This is a genomic window from Methylobacterium sp. CM6247 (assembly GCF_054817925.1).
Genome location: NZ_JBTXKX010000003.1, coordinates 4,740,393 through 4,758,175 on the forward strand (window position 1 = coordinate 4,740,393; position 17,783 = coordinate 4,758,175).

Below are 17,783 nucleotides of genomic sequence, written 5' to 3' on the forward strand. Positions count from 1 at the left end.
CCGGGTGGAGTTCTGCAGGGCTTGGCAAGAACAATGCCGCTACCCGATCGATCAGGTGCGGCATCGTTGCCTTGGTCTCCCGCCGGGCCATACGAAAACGGCCCGGTCTTGGACCGGGCCGCGTCGTCAGCGCGAAAACTTCTTGTACTTGATCTTCTTCGGCATGAGGGAATCGGCGCCGAGGCGACGCTTCTTGTCCTCTTCGTAATCCGAGAAGTTGCCCTCGAACCATTCCACATGGCTCTCGCCCTCGAAGGCGAGGATGTGGGTCGCGATGCGGTTCAGGAACCAGCGATCGTGGCTGATGATGACGGCGCAGCCGGCATAATCCTCCAGCGCCTCTTCCAGTGCCCGCAGGGTCTCCATGTCGAGATCGTTGGTGGGCTCGTCGAGCAGCAGCACGTTGGCGCCGCCCTTCAGCGTGCGGGCCAGGTGCACGCGGTTGCGCTCACCGCCCGACAGTGTGCCGACCTTCTTCTGCTGGTCGGAGCCCTTGAAGGCGAAGGCCGCGCAATAGGCGCGGGAATTGATCTCGCGCTTGTTGAAATAGATGATGTCGTTGCCGCCCGAGACTTCCTGCCAGACCGTGGCGCCGGGATCGAGGGCGTCGCGCGACTGGTCGACATAGCCGAGATGCACGGTCTCGCCGACGGAGATGGTGCCGCCATCGGGCTTCTCCTGGCCGGTGATCATCTTGAACAAGGTGGTCTTGCCGGCGCCGTTCGGCCCGATGACGCCGACGATGCCGCCGGGCGGCAGCTTGAACGACAGGTCCTCGATCAGCAGGCGGTCGCCGAACGCCTTGTTGAGGTGCTCGAACTCGATGACGTTGTTGCCGAGCCGCTCGTCGATCGGGATGACGATCTGGGCCGAAGCGTCGATCTTGTCCTGAGACTTCGCCACGAGCTCCTCGTAGCGGGTGATGCGGGCCTTCGACTTCGACTGGCGGGCCTTGGGCGAGGCCGAGATCCATTCCTGCTCGCGATTGATGGCGCGCTGGCGCGCCATGTCCTCACGGCCTTCCTGGGCGAGGCGCTTCTGCTTCTGAATCAGCCAGGCCGAGTAGTTGCCCTCGTAGGGGTAGCCGCGGGTACGGTCGAGTTCGAGGATCCAGCCGGTGACGTTGTCGAGGAAGTAGCGATCGTGGGTCACGATCAGGATCGCGCCGGGATATTGCTTCAGGTGGCCTTCGAGCCAGTTCACCGTCTCGGCGTCGAGATGGTTGGTGGGCTCGTCGAGGAGGAGCAGTTCCGGCTCCCAGAGCAGCAGCTTGCAGAGCGCCACGCGACGGCGCTCGCCGCCCGACAGGGTGGCGACCGGCTGCTCGTCGCTGGGGCAGCCGAGGGCCTCCATGGCCTGATCGACCTTCGAGTCGAGTTCCCACAGATCCTTGGCTTCGATCTGGTCCTGGAGGGCGGTCATCTCGTCCGCCGTCTCCTCGGAATAGTTCATCGCGAGTTCGTTGTAGCGGTCGAGCAGCGCCTGCTTCTCGGCGACGCCCTCCATCACGTTCTCGCGCACCGACTTGTTGGGATCGAGCTGCGGCTCCTGCGGCAGGTAGCCGACGCGGGCGCCCTGGGCGACGAAGCCCTCGCCGGTCCATTCCGTGTCGATGCCGGCCATGATCTTGAGCAGGGTCGACTTGCCCGAGCCGTTGATGCCGAGCACGCCGATCTTGGCGTCCGGATAGAACGACAGGTTGACGTTATCGAGGATCTTCTTGCCGCCGGTATAGGTCTTGGTCAGACCCTTCATGTGGTAGATGAATTCGCGCGCCATGAGCGTCCGGTATCCTTGACTATTGCTGGGCGGCGCGGCGCTTGGGCGCTTGATCGGCCGCCGGAAATGGCGTGAATGGGGCTCGCCGCCGAGGTCGCGCGCCATGAGGGCGGCGCGCGTTGCTCTGGTCTGCCCGGTCCGTCCCACGTGCGGTGGCATCGAACAGCGTCGTGCCATCCTTGAAACCGCACCGCGTCGGACAATGGTTGGACCTACCAGGGCGGCGGGTCAGCGGCAAGAACGGGTATGGTCCGCTAGGGGAGCGGAAGAGCCCTTTCTGCGCAGGGTCGAAGCTGCGCCGAAGCGGCTCACGCGAAAGGGTTCTCGACTTTGCGCGTGTTCGAGGCCGTTCGCGCCACCTCGTCCGGCAGGTCGGCCGCTTCGAGCACGGCGACGATCGCCTCTGCGATGGTTCTGAGCCTGCGCGCCCGTTCCAGCCCCACTTTGTCCCGTGAGAGGTCGAGGCTGCCGTGAATGGCGATCGCCAGGGTGCCGTTCTCCACCGAGAGGCCCCCGACGGTCTCGACCGTGGCGTCATCCGCGAAGGGCGTGAAGGCGTCAGGTTCCGCCCTCATCGTGGGCGCTCCGGTCTCCGCCGCCCTCGTCTCATCCGGCTTCGTCATATCCGCCTCTCGTCTCGTTCGAGCGTTCAGAAGATCGACTTTAGAAACTCGCGAAGCACACGCCGCGCGATCCGCTCGAGAGTTGCAAGGGCCCATTCCTCGAAGCTCGGCTCATCGCGCGTGCGCCCTTTCGGTCGCCCACCCGCCGTGTCGCCCCGGGAATAGGTGCGCGGTTCGGGCAGGTCCATCATGGAAGCGACGAGCCCGGGAAAGACGTCGATCCCCGAGAGCGTCGTCAACTCGCCGAGCGGGATCGACCGCCAGTCCGCATCGGCGCGGTTCGGCACGAGATAAGCCGCCGCCTCGCCGCGGGCCGGATCGTACACCGCCTTGAACAGTGACGTCGGCACCAGGACACGCCCGTCGAGAGAGTCGATGCTCGTGCCCGCATAGATCGTCCCGGTGACGACGAAGAGCTGCCCCCGCGCCATGGCGAGGCGTCGGACGCTCTCCTCGATCGCAGCCCACAGGCCCCGGTTCAGGGCACGGTCCTGGGGCACCACATTGGCCAGGGTGAAGGATTCGGCTTGCGCCGACTCACTCGGCATGTCCCCGGCAGGCGCCATATGGCCCCGGTCGAAGCCACTACGGACATAATCGTCGAGCCGGGCGCGGCTAGCCACCGGCAGTCGGTCTTCCTCGTGGAAGGAATCGGTCCGATCGACGATGCGCGCCGCAGCGACGCTCGCCCGCGTCAGATGTTCGGAGGCGTAGACGGGGGTGCGCGACACGCCCGAATGCAGCACCGCGAAAGCCTCGTAGCAGAGGCTCGTTGTCTCCGCGGCGAGCTTGCGGTTGACGATCACCGGTACCTGCCCGCGAGCGAACAGGGAGGGGCAGGCGACGCCTGCCCGGCTCTCCTCCGCCGAAACCAACATTCCGACGAACAGGAACGCCGCCGCATGTGGCAGCCACCTGAGGCGTACCCTCGGCGAGGCGGCTTCAGGGAGGATGACCCTCAATAGCAGACCCGGACCTTGCGCGTGCCGGAGGGGGTCGGACGCCAGCGATAGCCACAGGGCCGGCCGAGCGTTCCCTCGAAGGGGTGGACCCGCCGGTCGGGCTGCTGCGACGCGCCGGGATGGCTGCACCCATCGAGCCTGTCGCATGGGAGCTTGAATTCGAAGACCGGCGCCGGGACGCCGTCCCAGAAGCCCTGGCGGGATCGGGGAGACGCCACCGATGGTTCAGGACAAAGCGTCACACAGGCAGAAAGGCCCAAGAGCACCATCGCGGACAGGGGTCGACAACAGGTCATTCGGGCTCGCCGTGAAGTCATCGCCGTGCGAAAAGTCAATCTTCGACATTGATCGATCAGCCACAAATCCTTACCTCCTTCGGCCGTTCCAGGCACCAAATGCGTGGGGCATGGCCAGAAGACTCGATATGGCGACGTGGCATTGACCGACGGTAGCGTTATAATGCGCGTTGGTCACGGCGGCCACGCTGCATGAAAGTCGCCAAAGCCAGGATCGACGGATGTCTCGCCCGAAGCCGATAGCGGCAGGTGGGGCGCGCTGTCGATCGGTTACCTGATTCAAAGAAGTGAGTGAGCCATTGTCACGGATAGAAACCTCGATCCTCGACGGGCTTGACGAGACGTCTGCTCTTCGCGCGCTTCCCGAGAGCCAGCTTCAGGCGGTGGCGGACGCTGTGCGTTTGGAGATGATCGACGCGGTGTCGGTGACGGGCGGTCACCTCGGGTCGGGGCTCGGCGTGGTCGAGCTGACGGTGGCGCTGCATCACGTGTTCGACACGCCCGACGACCGGATCGTGTGGGATGTCGGGCACCAGGCCTACCCGCACAAGATCCTGACGGGGCGGCGGGACCGGATCCGGACGCTGCGCCAGCCGGGCGGGCTGTCGGGCTTCACCAAGCGGTCGGAGAGTGTCTACGACCCGTTCGGGGCGGCGCATTCCTCGACCTCGATCTCGGCGGCGCTCGGCATGGCGGTGGGCCGCGATCTCGACGAGTCGACGGCCAAGGCCAAGGGCCACCCCGCTCCGAAGCGCCGCAACATGGTGGCGGTGATCGGCGACGGCTCGATGTCGGCGGGCATGGCCTACGAGGCGATGAACAATGCCGGCGCGCTGCATTCGCGGCTGATCGTGATCCTGAACGACAACGACATGTCGATCGCCCCGCCGGTGGGGGCGATGTCGGCCTATTTCGCCCGGCTCGCTTCGGGCGGGACCTATCGCGGCCTGCGCGAGACGGCCAAGCAGCTCGGCAAGCTGCTGCCGAAGGCGATCTACCAGCGCGCCGCGGCGGCGGAGGAATATGCCCGCTCGCTGGTGGTGGGCGGCGGCACGATGTTCGAGGAGATGGGCTTCCACTATGTCGGCCCCGTCGACGGGCACAACCTCGACCATCTCCTGCCGATCCTGAAGAACGTGCGCGACTCGGACCAGGGCCCGATCCTGCTCCATGTCGTGACCCAGAAGGGCAAGGGCTACGCCCCGGCCGAGGCCAGTGCCGACCGCTATCATGGCGTGGTGAAGTTCGACGTCCTGTCGGGCGTGCAGGCCAAGGCCAAGCCGAACGCGCCGGCCTATACGCGGGTCTTCGGCGAGAGCCTGATCAAGGCGGCGGATGCCGACGACAAGGTGGTGGCGATCACCGCGGCGATGCCGGGCGGCACCGGGATCGACCTGTTCGGCAAGGCGCATCCGGACCGGACCTTCGATGTGGGCATCGCCGAGCAGCATGCGGTGACGTTCGCGGGCGGTCTGGCGACGGAGGGCTACAAGCCGTTCGTGGCGATCTACTCGACCTTCCTGCAGCGGGCCTACGATCAGGTCGTGCACGATGTGGCTTTGCAGAACCTGCCCGTGCGGTTCTGCCTCGACCGGGCGGGTCTGGTGGGTGCGGACGGGGCGACCCATGCGGGCGCGTTCGATCTCGCCTATCTCTGTTGCCTGCCGAACATGACGGTGATGGCGGCCTCCGACGAGGCCGAGCTGGTCCACATGGTGGCGACCCAGCATGCCCATGACAGCGGCCCGATCGCGCTGCGCTATCCGCGCGGCGAGGGGGTCGGTGTCGACCTGCCCGAGCGCGGCGTGCCGCTGCCGATCGGCAAGGGCCGGATCGTGCGGCGTCCCGAGGGCGCGCGGGTGGCGCTGCTGAGCCTGGGCACGCGTCTGGGCGAAGCCTTGAAGGCGGCCGACCTGCTCGAGACGGCGGGGATCGCCGTGACGGTGGCGGATGCGCGCTTCGCCAAGCCGCTCGACGAGGCGATGATCCTGGATCTGGCGGCGAGCCACGAGGTTCTGATCACCCTGGAAGAGGGGTCGGTGGGCGGTTTCGGGGCTATGGTGCTGCATCTCCTGTCGGAGAAGGGCGCGCTCGATGCGGGCCGGGTACGGGTGCGGACGCTGACACTGCCGGACACCTACCAGGACCACAACAGCCCCGACACCATGTACGCCGAGGCCGGCCTCGACGCGGACAGCATCGTCCGCACCGTTCAGGCCACCCTGCCCGAGCAGAAGGCCGGACGTCTGCGTCTCGCCTGACCTCCGGCCCCTGGCGTGTGGCCGCGCACGGAAGTCTCCGTGTGTGGCCGCGCTGCGCTTGTTCGCCTCGCCTATCGATGAGAAAAGACCGGGCATAATGCCGGTTCGCATCGGCGCGTCTTCCTGTGCAATCTCCTGACCCTACGAGAGAAATGACAGAGGCCACCTCCTCCGGCAGGTTCGACGAGAACCGTTACGAAGCCGGCCCGGTTCTCATCACCGGAGCGAGTGGGTTCCTCGGTGCCGCCCTCGTGGACGTGTTCCGCAAGGCCGGCTTCTCCGTGCGGATCATGGTGCGGGCCTCCTCCCCGCGCACCAACCTCGTCTGGAACGATGTCGAGATCGTCGAGGGCGACATGCGCGATCGCGCGTCGGTCGCCGCCGCTCTCGCTGGCCAGCGCTACCTCGTCCACGCCGCCGCCGATTACCGGCTTTGGGCGCCAGACCCGGAAGAGATCGTCCGCACCAATCGCGACGGCGCCATCATCCTCATGGAGGAGGCGCTGAGGGCGGGGATCGAGCGGATCGTCTACACATCCAGCGTCGCCACCATCAAGCCGCATGACGACGGCACGCCCGCCGACGAAACGCGTCCTCTCACCCCCGGCACGGCCATCGGCGCCTACAAGCGCAGCAAGGTCGTCTCCGAGCGCGTGGTCGAGGAGATGGCGGCGCGTAACGGCCTGCCTGTGGTCATCGTCAACCCGTCGACGCCCATCGGCCCCCGCGACGTCAAGCCGACCCCCACCGGGCGGATCATCGTCGAGGCGGCCCTCGGACGGATGCCCGCCTTCGTCGATACCGGCCTCAACCTCGCCCATGTGGACGACGTGGCCTACGGCCATCTCCTGGCCCTGCGCCATGGCCGCACCGGCGAGCGCTACATCCTGGGCGGCGAGAACGTGCTTCTGTCGCAGATGCTCGCCGACATCGCCGGCATGGTCGGCCGCAAGGCGCCGACCATCAACCTGCCGCGCGCCGTGGTCTACCCGATCGCGTTCATCTCCGAACAGATGGCCCGGATCACCGGCAAGACGCCCTTCGCGACCATCGACGGCATCAAGATGTCGCGCTACCGCATGTTCTTCACCGATGCCAAGGCACGGGCCGAACTCGGCTATTCCGCGCGGCCCTACCGCGAGGGTCTGTCGGACGCCCTCGGCTGGTTCCGCACATCGGGGTATCTGAAGTGACCGCAACCCTCGACAGCGCGACGGAAGCGCGTTCGGGCAAGGGGCACAAGGACGAGAACTTTCCCGTCGCCTCCCACCTGATCCACCCGAAGAATCGCGGCGCGATCCTGGCTTTCTACGATTTCGTGCGTGCGGGCGACGACGTCGCCGACCATGCCGAGCTGTCGCCCGAGCGCAAGGTCGAGCTTCTCGACGAACTCGCCGATGCCCTGACCGGCAAGGGGCCCTCCGACCGCGAGGCGGAGCCGCTGAAGCGGGAACTCGCCGCGCGCGGCCTTCCGGCGACGCATGCCCTCGAACTCCTCGACGCCTTCCGCCTCGACGCGCGGAAGAACCGATATGAGGATTGGGACGACCTCATCGCCTATTGCCGTCTCTCGGCCATGCCCGTGGGCCGCTTCGTCCTCGACGTGCATGGCGAGGACCCGGCCGTGGTCTGGGGGCCGTCGGACGCGATCTGCGCAGCGCTCCAGATCATCAACCATCTGCAGGATTGCGCGAAGGATTATCGCCGCAACGACCGGGTCTACCTGCCGCGGGACGTGCTGGAGCGCCACGGCGTCTCCGTGGAAGCGCTCGCCGCCGACAAGGCCTCCCCTGCCCTGCGTGCGGTCATCCGTGAACTCGCCGAGCGGACCATGGTCCTCCTCGACGAGGGCGCGGTGCTGCCCGATCTGATCGACGACCTGCGCCTGAGCCTCGAGATCGCGGCGATCCACCGTCTCGCCGTGGTGCTCACGAAGGGGCTGCTCACGCGCGACCCGCTCTCCGAGAAGGTCCATCACGGCAAGGCAGGCTTTGCCCTGACGGCGCTGGGCGGAATCGCCTCGACCCTCGCGCGGCGTCCGTTCCGTTCGCGCATCCTGCGCCGACAGTCCACGCGCGTCGCGAGCCAGGGAGCGCAGTCATGAGCGCCACCGCATCACCCGCCCAGGAACCCGCGATGGCGCAGGACGCCGCCCTGCCGGCCGCCGGGTCCTCGTTCTACACCGCCATGCGGCTGCTGCCGAAGGATCGCCGGGAGGCGATGTACGCGGTCTACGCCTTCTGCCGTTCGGTGGACGACGTCGCCGACGATGGTGGGCCGGCGCCCGTCCGCGCGGCCGAACTCGACCGCTGGCGCGCCGATATCGATGCTCTTTATGCCGGAAACCCGGCTCCGCGCGTGCGCGACCTCGTGATACCCATCCGCCGCTACGGATTGCTGCGCGAGGATTTCCAGGCGGTCATCGACGGCATGGCGATGGATGCGTTCGAGGACATCGTCGCTCCCGACGAGGCGACCCTCGATCTCTATTGCGACCGGGTCGCCAGCGCGGTCGGGCGGCTGTCCGTGCGCATCTTCGGCCTGCCCGAGGCTGATGGCATCCGCCTCGCCCATCACGAGGGCCGCGCGCTGCAGCTCACCAACATCCTGCGCGACATCGACGAGGATGCCGAGCGCGGCCGTCTTTACCTGCCGCGCGAGAAGCTCGCCGCCATCGGCCTTACCGATCCGACTCCCCAGGCCGCCATCGCCCATCCCCGCATCGGCGAGGTCTGCATCGCCGTGGCGAGGGAGGCGGAAGCCCATTACCGCGACACCTGGACGATCATCGACCGCAATCCGCGCAAGGAGACGAAGGCCCCTCGCCTGATGGCGGCGGCCTACCGGCTCTATCTCGACGCGGTGCTGAAGCGCGGCTGGGCCATGCCCCGCGCGCGCGTGAAACCCTCGAAGCTCGCCCTGCTGGGCGTCGCGCTTCGTCACGGGATCCTGTGATGACGGGACAACAGACCGGAACGGTTCACGTCGTCGGCGCGGGGCTCGCGGGCCTTTCGGCCGCCGTGTCGCTCGCCGAGCAGGGGCGCCGCGTCATCGTGCACGAGGCCGCCAAGCAGGCGGGCGGGCGCTGCCGCTCCTACTATGATTCGACGCTGGGCCTGACCATCGACAACGGCAACCACCTGCTGCTGTCGGGCAACCGCTCGTCCCTCGACTTCCTGAAGCTGGTCGATGCCCCCGCCGATGCCCTGACTGGGCCGGACGAGGCCGAGTTTCCCTTCGCCGACCTGAAGACCGGTGAACGCTGGACCCTGCGGCCGAATGCTGGCCGTTTGCCGTGGTGGGTGCTGCAGGCCTCGCGCCGCGTGCCCGGTAGCCGCGCCATGGATTACCTCGCGCCCCTGAGCATCCTCCGGGCCGCCTCGGGCAAGGCCCCCGGCCGTGCGGGCACGATCGGCGAGCGCATGGAATGTTCCGGGCCGCTCTACGAGCGCCTCTGGCATCCGGTGCTGCTCGCCGCCCTGAACACCGACCCGCAGGAAAGCGATGTCGGGCTCGCCGCCACGATCCTGCGCGAAACCCTGGGCGCGGGCGGCGCCGCCTGCCGGCCGCTCATTGCTGTCGGCGGCCTCTCGGTCGCCTTCGTGGATCCCGCTTTGGCCTATCTGGCCAGGCACGGCGCCGAGATGCGTTTCGGCCGTCGCCTGCGCGGCCTCGGCGCCGATGCGGGTCGGGTCGATACCCTGTTGTTCAACGACGAATCGGTGACGCTCGGTCCCGATGATTCGGTGGTGCTGGCCCTGCCTCCCTGGGTCGCGACCGACCTGATCCCAGGACTTTCGGCTCCGCAATCCTACCGCTCCATCGTCAATGCTCATTTCGCGATCCTTCCTCCACAGGGCTCGCCGTTATTGCTCGGTGTGGTGAACGGTCTGACGGAATGGCTATTCGCCTATCCGGATCGACTGTCGGTCACCATCAGCGGTGCCGACCGCCTGCTGGATATGCCGCGGGAAGACTTGGCGAAGCAGATCTGGGCCGAGATCTCGACTTTGACCGGACTTGCACCGGAACTGCCAAGCTGGCAGATCGTAAAGGAGAAACGGGCGACCTTCGCGGCGACGCCCGAAGAGGCTGCGCGGCGCGCGAGTGCCGTGACGGCCCACGACAATCTCGTCCTAGCGGGCGACTGGACCGCGACCGGCCTGCCATCGACGATAGAGGGAGCGATCCGTTCGGGAACGACGGCCGCGCAAGCGCTCCTTAAAGGCGCGCCTGCGCGCCGTGAAGCTGTGACGCGCGGCGCGGCGTGAGGAAGGGGCCGCGTCAGGCGGCACTGAGGCGAGGATGATGCGAGAGGCATTCAAGAAGGTCGAGACGCTCCAGCGTCCCAAGACCCAGGAGATTTCCCTGGACGACGTCGAGCATGGAGTCATGCGGGCGACGCAGGCCCTGACGAATCTCGTCCATGCGGACGGGCATCTCTGTTTCGAACTCGAAGCGGATGCCACGATCCCCTCCGAATACATCATGTTCCACCAGTTCCGGGCGACGACCATTCCGCCCGACCTGATGGCCAAGATCGGCAATTACCTGCGCCGAACGCAAGGAAAGCATGGCGGGTGGTCGTTGGTCCATGACGGGCCGTTCGACATGAGCGCCAGTGTGAAAGCCTATTACGCACTGAAATTCGTCGGCGACTCGATCGAGGCGCCCCACATGCGTCGCGCCCGCGAGGCGATCCTGTCGCGTGGCGGTGCCGCCAATTCCAACGTGTTCACCCGGTTCCTGCTGGCTCTGTTCGGCGAGGTGCCCTGGCGCGCCGTGCCGGTGATGCCCGTCGAGATCATGCATCTGCCGAAGTGGTTTCCCTTCCACCTCGACAAGATCTCCTATTGGGCACGCTGCGTGATCGTGCCCCTGCTGGTGCTGCAGGCGAAGAAGCCCCTTGCCAAGAACCCGCTCGGTCTCGGCATTCCCGAATTGTTCGTGACGCCGCCGGAGCATGTGCGCTCCTGGCCCGGCAGCCCGCATGCGACTTGGCCCTGGACGCCGATCTTCGGCGCCATCGACCGGCTACTGCAGGTCACGCAGGATTACTTCCCGAAGAAGCGCCGCCAGCGCGGCATCGACAAGGCCGTGGCCTGGACGAGCGAGCGCCTCAACGGCGAGGACGGCCTCGGCGCCATCTTCCCGGCCATGGTCAACACCGTGCTCATGTACGAAGTGCTCGGCTATCCGGCCGATCACCCGCAGGTGCTGATCGCCTGCGAGGCGGTCGAGAAGCTGGTCGTCGTCAAGGAGCACGAGGCCTATGTCCAGCCCTGCCTCTCGCCGGTCTGGGATACGGCCTTGGCCGGTCACGCCCTGCTCGAAGCCGGCGGCCCCGATGCCGAGCACCAGGCCCGGCGCGGGCTCGATTGGCTGCGTCCGCTCCAGGTGCTCGACATCAAGGGCGACTGGGCGGCCGGCCGTCCCAATGTCCGCCCCGGCGGCTGGGCGTTCCAATATGCCAACCCGCATTTCCCCGATCTCGACGACACCGCCGTGGTGGTGATGGCGATGGATCGGGCGATGCGCCAGCACGGTCTCGTTGCCGACGTACCGGATTATGCCGTCTCCATCGCCCGCGCGCGGGAATGGGTCGAGGGCCTGCAATCGAGCGACGGCGGCTGGGCGGCGTTCGACGCCGACAACAACCACCATTACCTCAACAACATTCCGTTCTCGGATCACGGTGCCCTCCTCGACCCGCCGACCGCCGACGTCACGGCCCGCGTCGTCTCGATGCTGTCGCAGCTCGGCGAGACCCGGGAGACCTCGAAGGCCCTCGATCGCGGCGTGAAATACCTCCTCGACGATCAAGAGGAGGATGGCTCCTGGTACGGGCGCTGGGGGATGAACTTCATCTATGGCACCTGGTCGGTGCTCTGCGCGCTCAATGCCGCCGGCGTCGATTCGGCCTCGCCAGAGATCCGCAAGTCGGTGTCCTGGTTGATCCGCATCCAGAACCCCGATGGCGGCTGGGGCGAGGATGCCTCGTCGTACAAGATCGATCCGGCCTTCGAGCCCGGCTATTCCACCGCATCCCAGACCGCCTGGGCTCTCCTCGCCCTGATGGCGGCGGGCGAGGCCGACGATCCGGCGGTGACGCGCGGCATCAACTACCTGACACGGACGCAGGGCGCGGACGGGTTCTGGTCGGAGGAGCGCTATACGGCGACCGGGTTCCCGCGGGTGTTCTACCTGCGCTACCATGGCTACCCGAAATTCTTCCCGCTCTGGGCCATGGCGCGCTACCGCAACCTCAAGCGTAGCAACACGCGGTCTGTCGCCTACGGGATGTAGGCTCTCCTCGACCCTCTCCCCTCTGTGGGAGAGAGTGCCTGCGAAGCATGCGGGAGGGGGGCCTCTCCGGAAACGTCGCTCCCCTCTCCCGACCCTCGCTGACGCGGGGGCCCCCCTCCCCCGCAGAGGGGGAGGGAGTGCTGGCTGGAAATCCCATGCTCCCCATCCTCGTCGTCACCGGACTCTCCAAGGAGGCTCGGCTTGCCGCCGGCCCTGGAATCGAGGCCGTGGGAGCGGGTGGATCTCCGGAGCGCCTTCGTGCGCTGCTCGCCCTTCGCCGGGAGCCCGGATGTCGTGCCGTGATCAGCTTCGGCATCGCGGGAGGGCTCGATCCGTCGCTGGTCCCAGGCGACGTGGTGATCGCCACCGGCATTGCCGATGAAACGGGACGCCGCGAGACCGACGCCGCCCTGCGCGACGCGATTCACTCCGCCCTGTCGAGAGCCGATCTGACGACGCACTCGGTGGACCTCGCCGGGGTCGACGCAGCGGTCGTGAGCGTGGCCGCGAAGGCCGAACTGCATGCCCTTACCGGGGCGGCGGCGGTCGATATGGAATCCCATGTGGCGGCGGATTTCGCGGCTCGCCACGGCATCCCGTTCGCCGCGATCCGCGTGGTCTGTGACCCGGCCGAGCGCGCTCTGCCCGCCTTCGTCACGACGGCACTGAAGCCGAACGGCGACCCCGACATCATCGCCGTTCTGACCGCCCTCGGTCGAAACCCGACCCATATGCCGGCTCTGATCCGTTTGGCCAGGGATTCTGGAAGAGCCTTCGCCGCTCTGGCTTGCTGCCGTCCTGGCCTCGTGCCGGACTTCGATGAGCCCGGCGCACGACGCTCTGCCGGTGATGCCGCACGGTAGCTGCCCGCCGTATCCAATCAGTACAATGAACGAAAAGCCCCGCGATGCTGCTGCATCGCGGGGCTTTTTATTGACGCAAGAACGGCTTCCTCGTGGCGTCAGGCCGCCGTGCGGTTGCGGGCCTCACGCTTGGTGTCGACGCCCGAAGCTTTGATCTCGGACAGCTTCTGCGCCACGTTGCGCGAGAACACGAACTCGGCCGGGCGCTGGTTCTCGAGGCTGACCTCGGGAGCCATCTCGCCCTCGGTCTTGATCCCACGGATGGCGTGGATCAGTGGCTTCCAGGGCTTCTTCACGGAATCGACCACCGAGGAGGCCTCATATCCGGAATGGACCATGCAATCGGCGCACTTCTCGTAATTGCCTGTGCCGTAGGAATCCCAGTCCGTCTCCTCCATCAGCTCCTTGAAGGTGGCGGCGTAGCCCTCGCCGAGCAGGTAGCAGGGCTTCTGCCAGCCGAACACGGTGCGGGTCGGGTTGCCCCACGGGGTGCAATGGTAGGTCTGGTTACCGGCCAGGAAGTCGAGGAACAGACCCGACTGCTGGAAGGTCCAGTTCTGGCGGCCCTTCTCCTTGCCGTGCCGGAACACGCCGCGGAACAGGTCCTTCGTGGCCTTGCGGTTCAGGAAGTGCTGCTGGTCGGGCGCGCGCTCGTAGGCATAGCCGGGCGAGACGGTGATGCCGTCGATGCCGAGCTTCGTCACGGTGTCGAAGAAGTCGGCGATCTTGTCGGCCGAGGAATTGTTGAAGAAGGTGCAGTTGATGGTGACGCGGAAGCCCATCTCCTTCGCCTTGGCGATGGCGGAGACAGCCTTGTCGTAAACGCCGCGCTGGCACACCGACTGGTCGTGCATCTCCTTGTCGCCATCGAGATGGATCGACCAGGTGAAGTACGGGCTGGGCTTGTAGTCCTTGATCTTCTTCTCGAGCAGCAGCGCGTTCGTGCAGACGATCGCGAATTTCTTCTGCGCGATGATGCCCTCGACGATCTGCGGCAGGTCCTTGTGGAGCAGCGGCTCGCCACCGGCGATCACGACCATGGGTGCGCCGCACTCGCGCACGGATTCCAGGGCGTCGGCCACGGGCAGGCGCTTGTTCAGGATCTCGTCCGGGTAATCGATTTTTCCACAGCCGGCGCAGGCGAGATTGCAGCGGAACAGCGGCTCCATCATCATCACGAGCGGGTAGCGCTTGCGACCGGTGAGGTGCTGCTTAAGAATGTAGCCGCCAATCTTCGCGACGTAACGGAGGGGAATACCCAAGACGCGGCTCCTTATTTTTGGCCCCGATATGATCGGGTGCATTACCGTGAAAAGCGGCGGAATTCCAGCGAACTAGGTTAGAACCACGGTCGATGGGGACGCCTTGGTGGGCGGACGGGACGTGTTTGAGCGATCCTGGGACAATCCAGCCACAGGTAGAGCGTGCCAGCCACAGGTAGAGCGTGGCACATTGGTCCAGGATGACGTCCGTCGCGCCATGATGACGGACCTTATCCCAAAGCACGGTGCTTTTTCCTAGTCGGTCAGGGTATGCCTGAACTGCGCCGGGCCGTGATCACGTCATCGGCATCACTCTGCCAAGCGGCGCCCCGGGCATGTCCTAGCTAGGGTTTCGCCTTGCGCCGCAGCGAAGCTCATCCGCAGTGCGCGGACGCACCTCATCCCTTGAACCGGGCCCGATAACCCTGTCTCGTTGCATTTCTACCTGCGGATGACTACGGAAACGGTCGACCGCGAGGTGCTCCCACTGGTATGAGCGCGGTCGAGATTGGATATCTCGTCGGCACGACCCATCTGCGAGAAGCGGCGCGTCGCGGCGGTTCTCAAAGGAATTTCTTTCACGATCCTTGTCAGGAGCCTTTGGCAGGGACTCGTGGCCAGGGACTCGTGGATCGCGCCGACAGATGGTAACCGACATCCGGACCAAGACCGGTTCCACGTCGAACGTGCCGGCCGTCCCACGCATCCGCGGGGACCGGCGGACTCATTCGGGCGACCGCGTCGCTAGGCAGGCAGGATACTTGTGATCGAACGTCTCGTCGCGTTTTCCGTCCACAGGCGCTGGCTCGTCATCACTCTCGTGGCGATTCTCACCATCGGAAGCGCAGCGCTCGGCGCGCATCTGTTCCGGATCAACACCGATGTCGAGCGTCTGATCGATAAGGACGTGCCCTGGCGGCAGGACGAGATCAATTACGAGAAGGCGTTCCCCCAACGGACCGGAACGCTCGTGGCGGTGATCGACGGCAAGACGCCCGAGGTCGCCGAGGAGGCGGCCGCCTCCCTCGCCAAGGCGCTGCTCGACCATCCCGAACAGATCGAGACGGTGTACCGCCCGGATGGCGGGCCCTTCTACGACAAGAACGGCTTCCTGCTGATGCCGCAGGAGGAGCTGACCAAGACCATGGAGCAACTCGTCCAGCAGCAGGGGCTCCTCGGTCCGCTCGCGGCCGACCCGACCCTGCGCGGCGTCATGCGGGTGCTCGGCCTCGGGGCCAAGGGCATCAAGAGCGGCGATGCCAAGCTCGAAGACCTGGACGGTCCGATGACGCGGATCGACGAGGTCCTGCGTAAGGTGCTGGCCGGCGAGCCCGCACGTCTGTCCTGGCAATTGCTCCTCTCCGGCGGCAAGGCCCAGAGCACGGAGCTGCGCAAGTTCATCATGATCCAGCCGAAGCTGGATTATGCCGCGCTCCAGCCCGGCGCGGACGCGACGAAGCTCATTCGTGGCCTTGCCACCGACCTGAAGATCAACATCCTCGGCGGCCTCGATGCGGCCGACAATCCGCGCATGCGCCTCACCGGCCCGGTGGCCGTGGCGGATGACGAGTTCGCCACGCTCTCGGACGACGCGCTCCTCAATAACGGCGTCACCGTCGCGGCGATCGTGCTGTTCCTGTGGCTGGCCCTGCGCTCGCCGTCCCTGGTCACGGCGGTGATCATCACCACCTTCGCGGGTCTCATCGTCACCACCGCCCTCGGCCTCCTCATGGTGGGCGAGCTGAACCCGATCTCGGTGGCGTTCACGGCCCTGTTCGTGGGGTTGGGGATCGATTTCGGCATCCAGTTCGCCGTACGCTACAGGGCCGACCGGTTCGAGCAGCCCGACCTGTCGAGCGCGATCCGCGCCGCGGCGCGCGGGGTCGGCTGGTCTCTGAGCCTCGCTGCCATCTCGCTCCTGGCGGGCTTCTTCGCCTTCCTGCCAACCGCCTTCCGCGGCGTGTCCGAGCTCGGTCTCATCGCCGGCGTCGGCATGATCGTGGCGTATCTGTTCTCGCTGACCCTGCTCCCCGCCCTCATCGCCGTCTTCAAGCCCAAGGGTGAAGCGCGGGCGGTGGAGACGACCTGGCTGTCGGGCGTCGATCCCTGGATCATCCGGAACCGCAAGCTGGTGCTCATCATCGTCGGCGTGATCACGGTGGCGGGCATCCCGCTCCTGTTCAAGCTGCCGTTCGACTCGAACCCGATGCACCTGCGCAGCACCAAGGTCGAATCGATCTCGACCTATCTCGACCTGATCAAGGATCCCGAGACGAGCCCGAACCTCATCGACGTGATCGCGCCTTCGGTCGCGGCGGTGCCCGAACTCGCCGCCAAGCTGAAGGCCCTCCCCTCCGTCGCGAAGGTCATCGACATCGATACCTTCGTGCCGCCGGACCAGGACCAGAAGCTCGCGACCATCGCGGAGACGGCCGAGCTCCTCGGACCGATCCTCAATCCCGTCCGCAAGCCGCCGCCGCCGACTGATGCGGATACGGTCAAGGCGTTGAAGGAGGCTGCCGCTGCCCTGAAGGGGATCGCGACGGGCAATGCCGGTGGCGCGAAGGCCGCGGGCTCCCTGTCCGGCACTCTCGACGCACTCTCGACCGCGACCCCGCAGATTCGGGAGGCGGCGAACGTCGCCGTCACCACCGACCTGAAGACCCTGCTGGTCCGCCTTCGGAGCCTGCTGGCTCCAGAGAAGGTCACCCTCGACAACATCCCGCCGAAGCTGAAGGCCGAGTGGATCGCCTCGGACGGTCGGGCACGGATCGAGGTGCATCCGAGCGGGGATGCCAACGACAACGTGGTTCTGCGCCGCTTCGCCAAGGAGGTGCAGTCGGTCGCACCCCACGCCACCGGTGCTCCCGTCGCCACGACCTCGTCGAGCTACACCATCCTCGGCGCCTTCGTTCAGGCGGCGCTGACGGCCCTGGTGGCCATCTTCATCATTCTGTCGGTGGCGCTGCGTAAGCCCTGGGACGTGGCGATGACGCTCGGTCCGCTGGTGCTGGCGACCTTGTGGACGCTGATGGCGCTGCACGTGGTCGGCATGCCGCTGAACTTCGCCAACATCATCGCCCTGCCGCTGATGTTGGCGGTGGGTGTCGCCTTCCACATCTACTACGTCATCGCCTGGAGGGCGGGTGTCACCGACATGCTGGCCTCCAGCCTGACGCGCGCGATCTTCTTCTCGGCGCTCACCACCGGCACGGCCTTCGGTTCGCTCGTCCTGTCGAGCCATCCCGGCACGGCCAGCATGGGCAAGCTCCTGGCCCTGTCTCTGTTCTTCACCCTTGTCGCCGCCTTCTTCGTGGTTCCCGCCTTCCTCGGTCCCCCGCCGGAGCAGCCTGACCCGAACCGTCCCGAAGGCGACGAGGCCATGGCCGGCATGAAAGCCCCGAGGCCGGAGCCGGTCTCGGCCAAATAGG

The 17,783-nt window shown here is 66.6% G+C and carries 13 protein-coding genes; 8 read left to right on the top strand and 5 right to left on the bottom strand.

What is annotated here, in order from left to right; genetic code table 11:
• Window positions 1-126 precede the first annotated feature (126 nt).
• From ettA to ACYQOP_RS23475, 4 genes are all read right to left on the bottom strand, one after another.
• Window positions 127-1,779, bottom strand: a complete 1,653-nt coding sequence (gene ettA / locus ACYQOP_RS23460) for an energy-dependent translational throttle protein EttA (RefSeq protein WP_056429151.1) — start codon at window positions 1,777-1,779, stop codon at window positions 127-129.
• 308 nt (window positions 1,780-2,087) lie between these two features.
• Window positions 2,088-2,402, bottom strand: a complete 315-nt coding sequence (locus ACYQOP_RS23465) for a hypothetical protein (RefSeq protein ID WP_461224454.1) — start codon at window positions 2,400-2,402, stop codon at window positions 2,088-2,090.
• A gap of 26 nt (window positions 2,403-2,428) precedes the next feature.
• Complete coding sequence (locus tag ACYQOP_RS23470) at window positions 2,429-3,280, bottom strand: DNA/RNA non-specific endonuclease (RefSeq protein ID WP_461225442.1); 852 nt, start codon at window positions 3,278-3,280, stop codon at window positions 2,429-2,431.
• Between the two features lie 80 nt (window positions 3,281-3,360).
• Window positions 3,361-3,582 carry a hypothetical protein gene (locus ACYQOP_RS23475; protein WP_207412137.1) on the bottom strand — a complete coding sequence of 74 codons (222 nt, stop codon included), beginning with the start codon at window positions 3,580-3,582 and terminating at the stop codon, window positions 3,361-3,363.
• Window positions 3,583-3,959: 377 nt separating this feature from the next.
• Here ACYQOP_RS23475 and dxs point away from each other — a divergent pair, with 377 nt between their 5' ends.
• The 7 genes from dxs (at window position 3,960) to ACYQOP_RS23510 (ending at window position 13,090) form a co-directional block, all read left to right on the top strand.
• Window positions 3,960-5,921, top strand: a complete 1,962-nt coding sequence (gene dxs / locus ACYQOP_RS23480; RefSeq protein ID WP_461224456.1) for a 1-deoxy-D-xylulose-5-phosphate synthase — start codon at window positions 3,960-3,962, stop codon at window positions 5,919-5,921.
• 152 nt (window positions 5,922-6,073) lie between these two features.
• The gene (hpnA, locus tag ACYQOP_RS23485; RefSeq protein WP_461224458.1) at window positions 6,074-7,114 is read left to right on the top strand and encodes a hopanoid-associated sugar epimerase; all 1,041 of its coding nucleotides are present in this window, start codon (window positions 6,074-6,076) and stop codon (window positions 7,112-7,114) included.
• The gene (hpnC, locus tag ACYQOP_RS23490; RefSeq protein ID WP_461224460.1) at window positions 7,111-8,025 is read left to right on the top strand and encodes a squalene synthase HpnC; all 915 of its coding nucleotides are present in this window, start codon (window positions 7,111-7,113) and stop codon (window positions 8,023-8,025) included. Before hpnA ends, hpnC begins: the two co-directional genes overlap by 4 nt.
• Window positions 8,022-8,876 (top strand): presqualene diphosphate synthase HpnD, encoded by an 855-nt coding sequence (hpnD, locus tag ACYQOP_RS23495; RefSeq protein ID WP_461224462.1) that lies wholly within the window; start codon window positions 8,022-8,024, stop codon window positions 8,874-8,876. Before hpnC ends, hpnD begins: the two co-directional genes overlap by 4 nt.
• The gene (gene hpnE, locus ACYQOP_RS23500; protein ID WP_461224464.1) at window positions 8,876-10,192 is read left to right on the top strand and encodes a hydroxysqualene dehydroxylase HpnE; all 1,317 of its coding nucleotides are present in this window, start codon (window positions 8,876-8,878) and stop codon (window positions 10,190-10,192) included. Before hpnD ends, hpnE begins: the two co-directional genes overlap by 1 nt.
• Before the next feature lie 37 nt (window positions 10,193-10,229).
• Window positions 10,230-12,227, top strand: a complete 1,998-nt coding sequence (gene shc, locus ACYQOP_RS23505) for a squalene--hopene cyclase (protein ID WP_207410755.1) — start codon at window positions 10,230-10,232, stop codon at window positions 12,225-12,227.
• A gap of 155 nt (window positions 12,228-12,382) precedes the next feature.
• The gene (locus tag ACYQOP_RS23510; protein ID WP_311274677.1) at window positions 12,383-13,090 is read left to right on the top strand and encodes a phosphorylase; all 708 of its coding nucleotides are present in this window, start codon (window positions 12,383-12,385) and stop codon (window positions 13,088-13,090) included.
• A gap of 98 nt (window positions 13,091-13,188) precedes the next feature.
• Here the strand turns inward: ACYQOP_RS23510 and hpnH are convergent, their stop codons facing one another.
• On the bottom strand, window positions 13,189-14,352 hold the full coding sequence (hpnH, locus tag ACYQOP_RS23515; protein WP_018044393.1) for an adenosyl-hopene transferase HpnH: 1,164 nt from the start codon (window positions 14,350-14,352) through the stop codon (window positions 13,189-13,191).
• Between the two features lie 763 nt (window positions 14,353-15,115).
• On the opposite strand from hpnH, the gene ACYQOP_RS23520 reads away from it, so the two are divergent.
• Window positions 15,116-17,782 (top strand): MMPL family transporter, encoded by a 2,667-nt coding sequence (locus tag ACYQOP_RS23520; RefSeq protein ID WP_461224466.1) that lies wholly within the window; start codon window positions 15,116-15,118, stop codon window positions 17,780-17,782.
• Window position 17,783: the final 1 nt, after the last annotated feature.

Excerpts from the sequence above, each read along its gene's own strand:
- ettA (WP_056429151.1), bottom strand. The coding sequence starts at position 1,779 with ATGGCGCGCGAATTCATCTACCACATGAAGGGTCTGACCAAGACCTAT.
- ACYQOP_RS23465 (WP_461224454.1), bottom strand. The coding sequence starts at position 2,402 with ATGACGAAGCCGGATGAGACGAGGGCGGCGGAGACCGGAGCGCCCACG.
- ACYQOP_RS23470 (WP_461225442.1), bottom strand. The coding sequence starts at position 3,280 with ATGTTGGTTTCGGCGGAGGAGAGCCGGGCAGGCGTCGCCTGCCCCTCC.
- hpnA (WP_461224458.1), top strand. The coding sequence starts at position 6,074 with ATGACAGAGGCCACCTCCTCCGGCAGGTTCGACGAGAACCGTTACGAA.
- hpnD (WP_461224462.1), top strand. The coding sequence starts at position 8,022 with ATGAGCGCCACCGCATCACCCGCCCAGGAACCCGCGATGGCGCAGGAC.
- hpnE (WP_461224464.1), top strand. The coding sequence starts at position 8,876 with ATGACGGGACAACAGACCGGAACGGTTCACGTCGTCGGCGCGGGGCTC.
- shc (WP_207410755.1), top strand. The coding sequence starts at position 10,230 with ATGCGAGAGGCATTCAAGAAGGTCGAGACGCTCCAGCGTCCCAAGACC.
- ACYQOP_RS23510 (WP_311274677.1), top strand. The coding sequence starts at position 12,383 with ATGCTCCCCATCCTCGTCGTCACCGGACTCTCCAAGGAGGCTCGGCTT.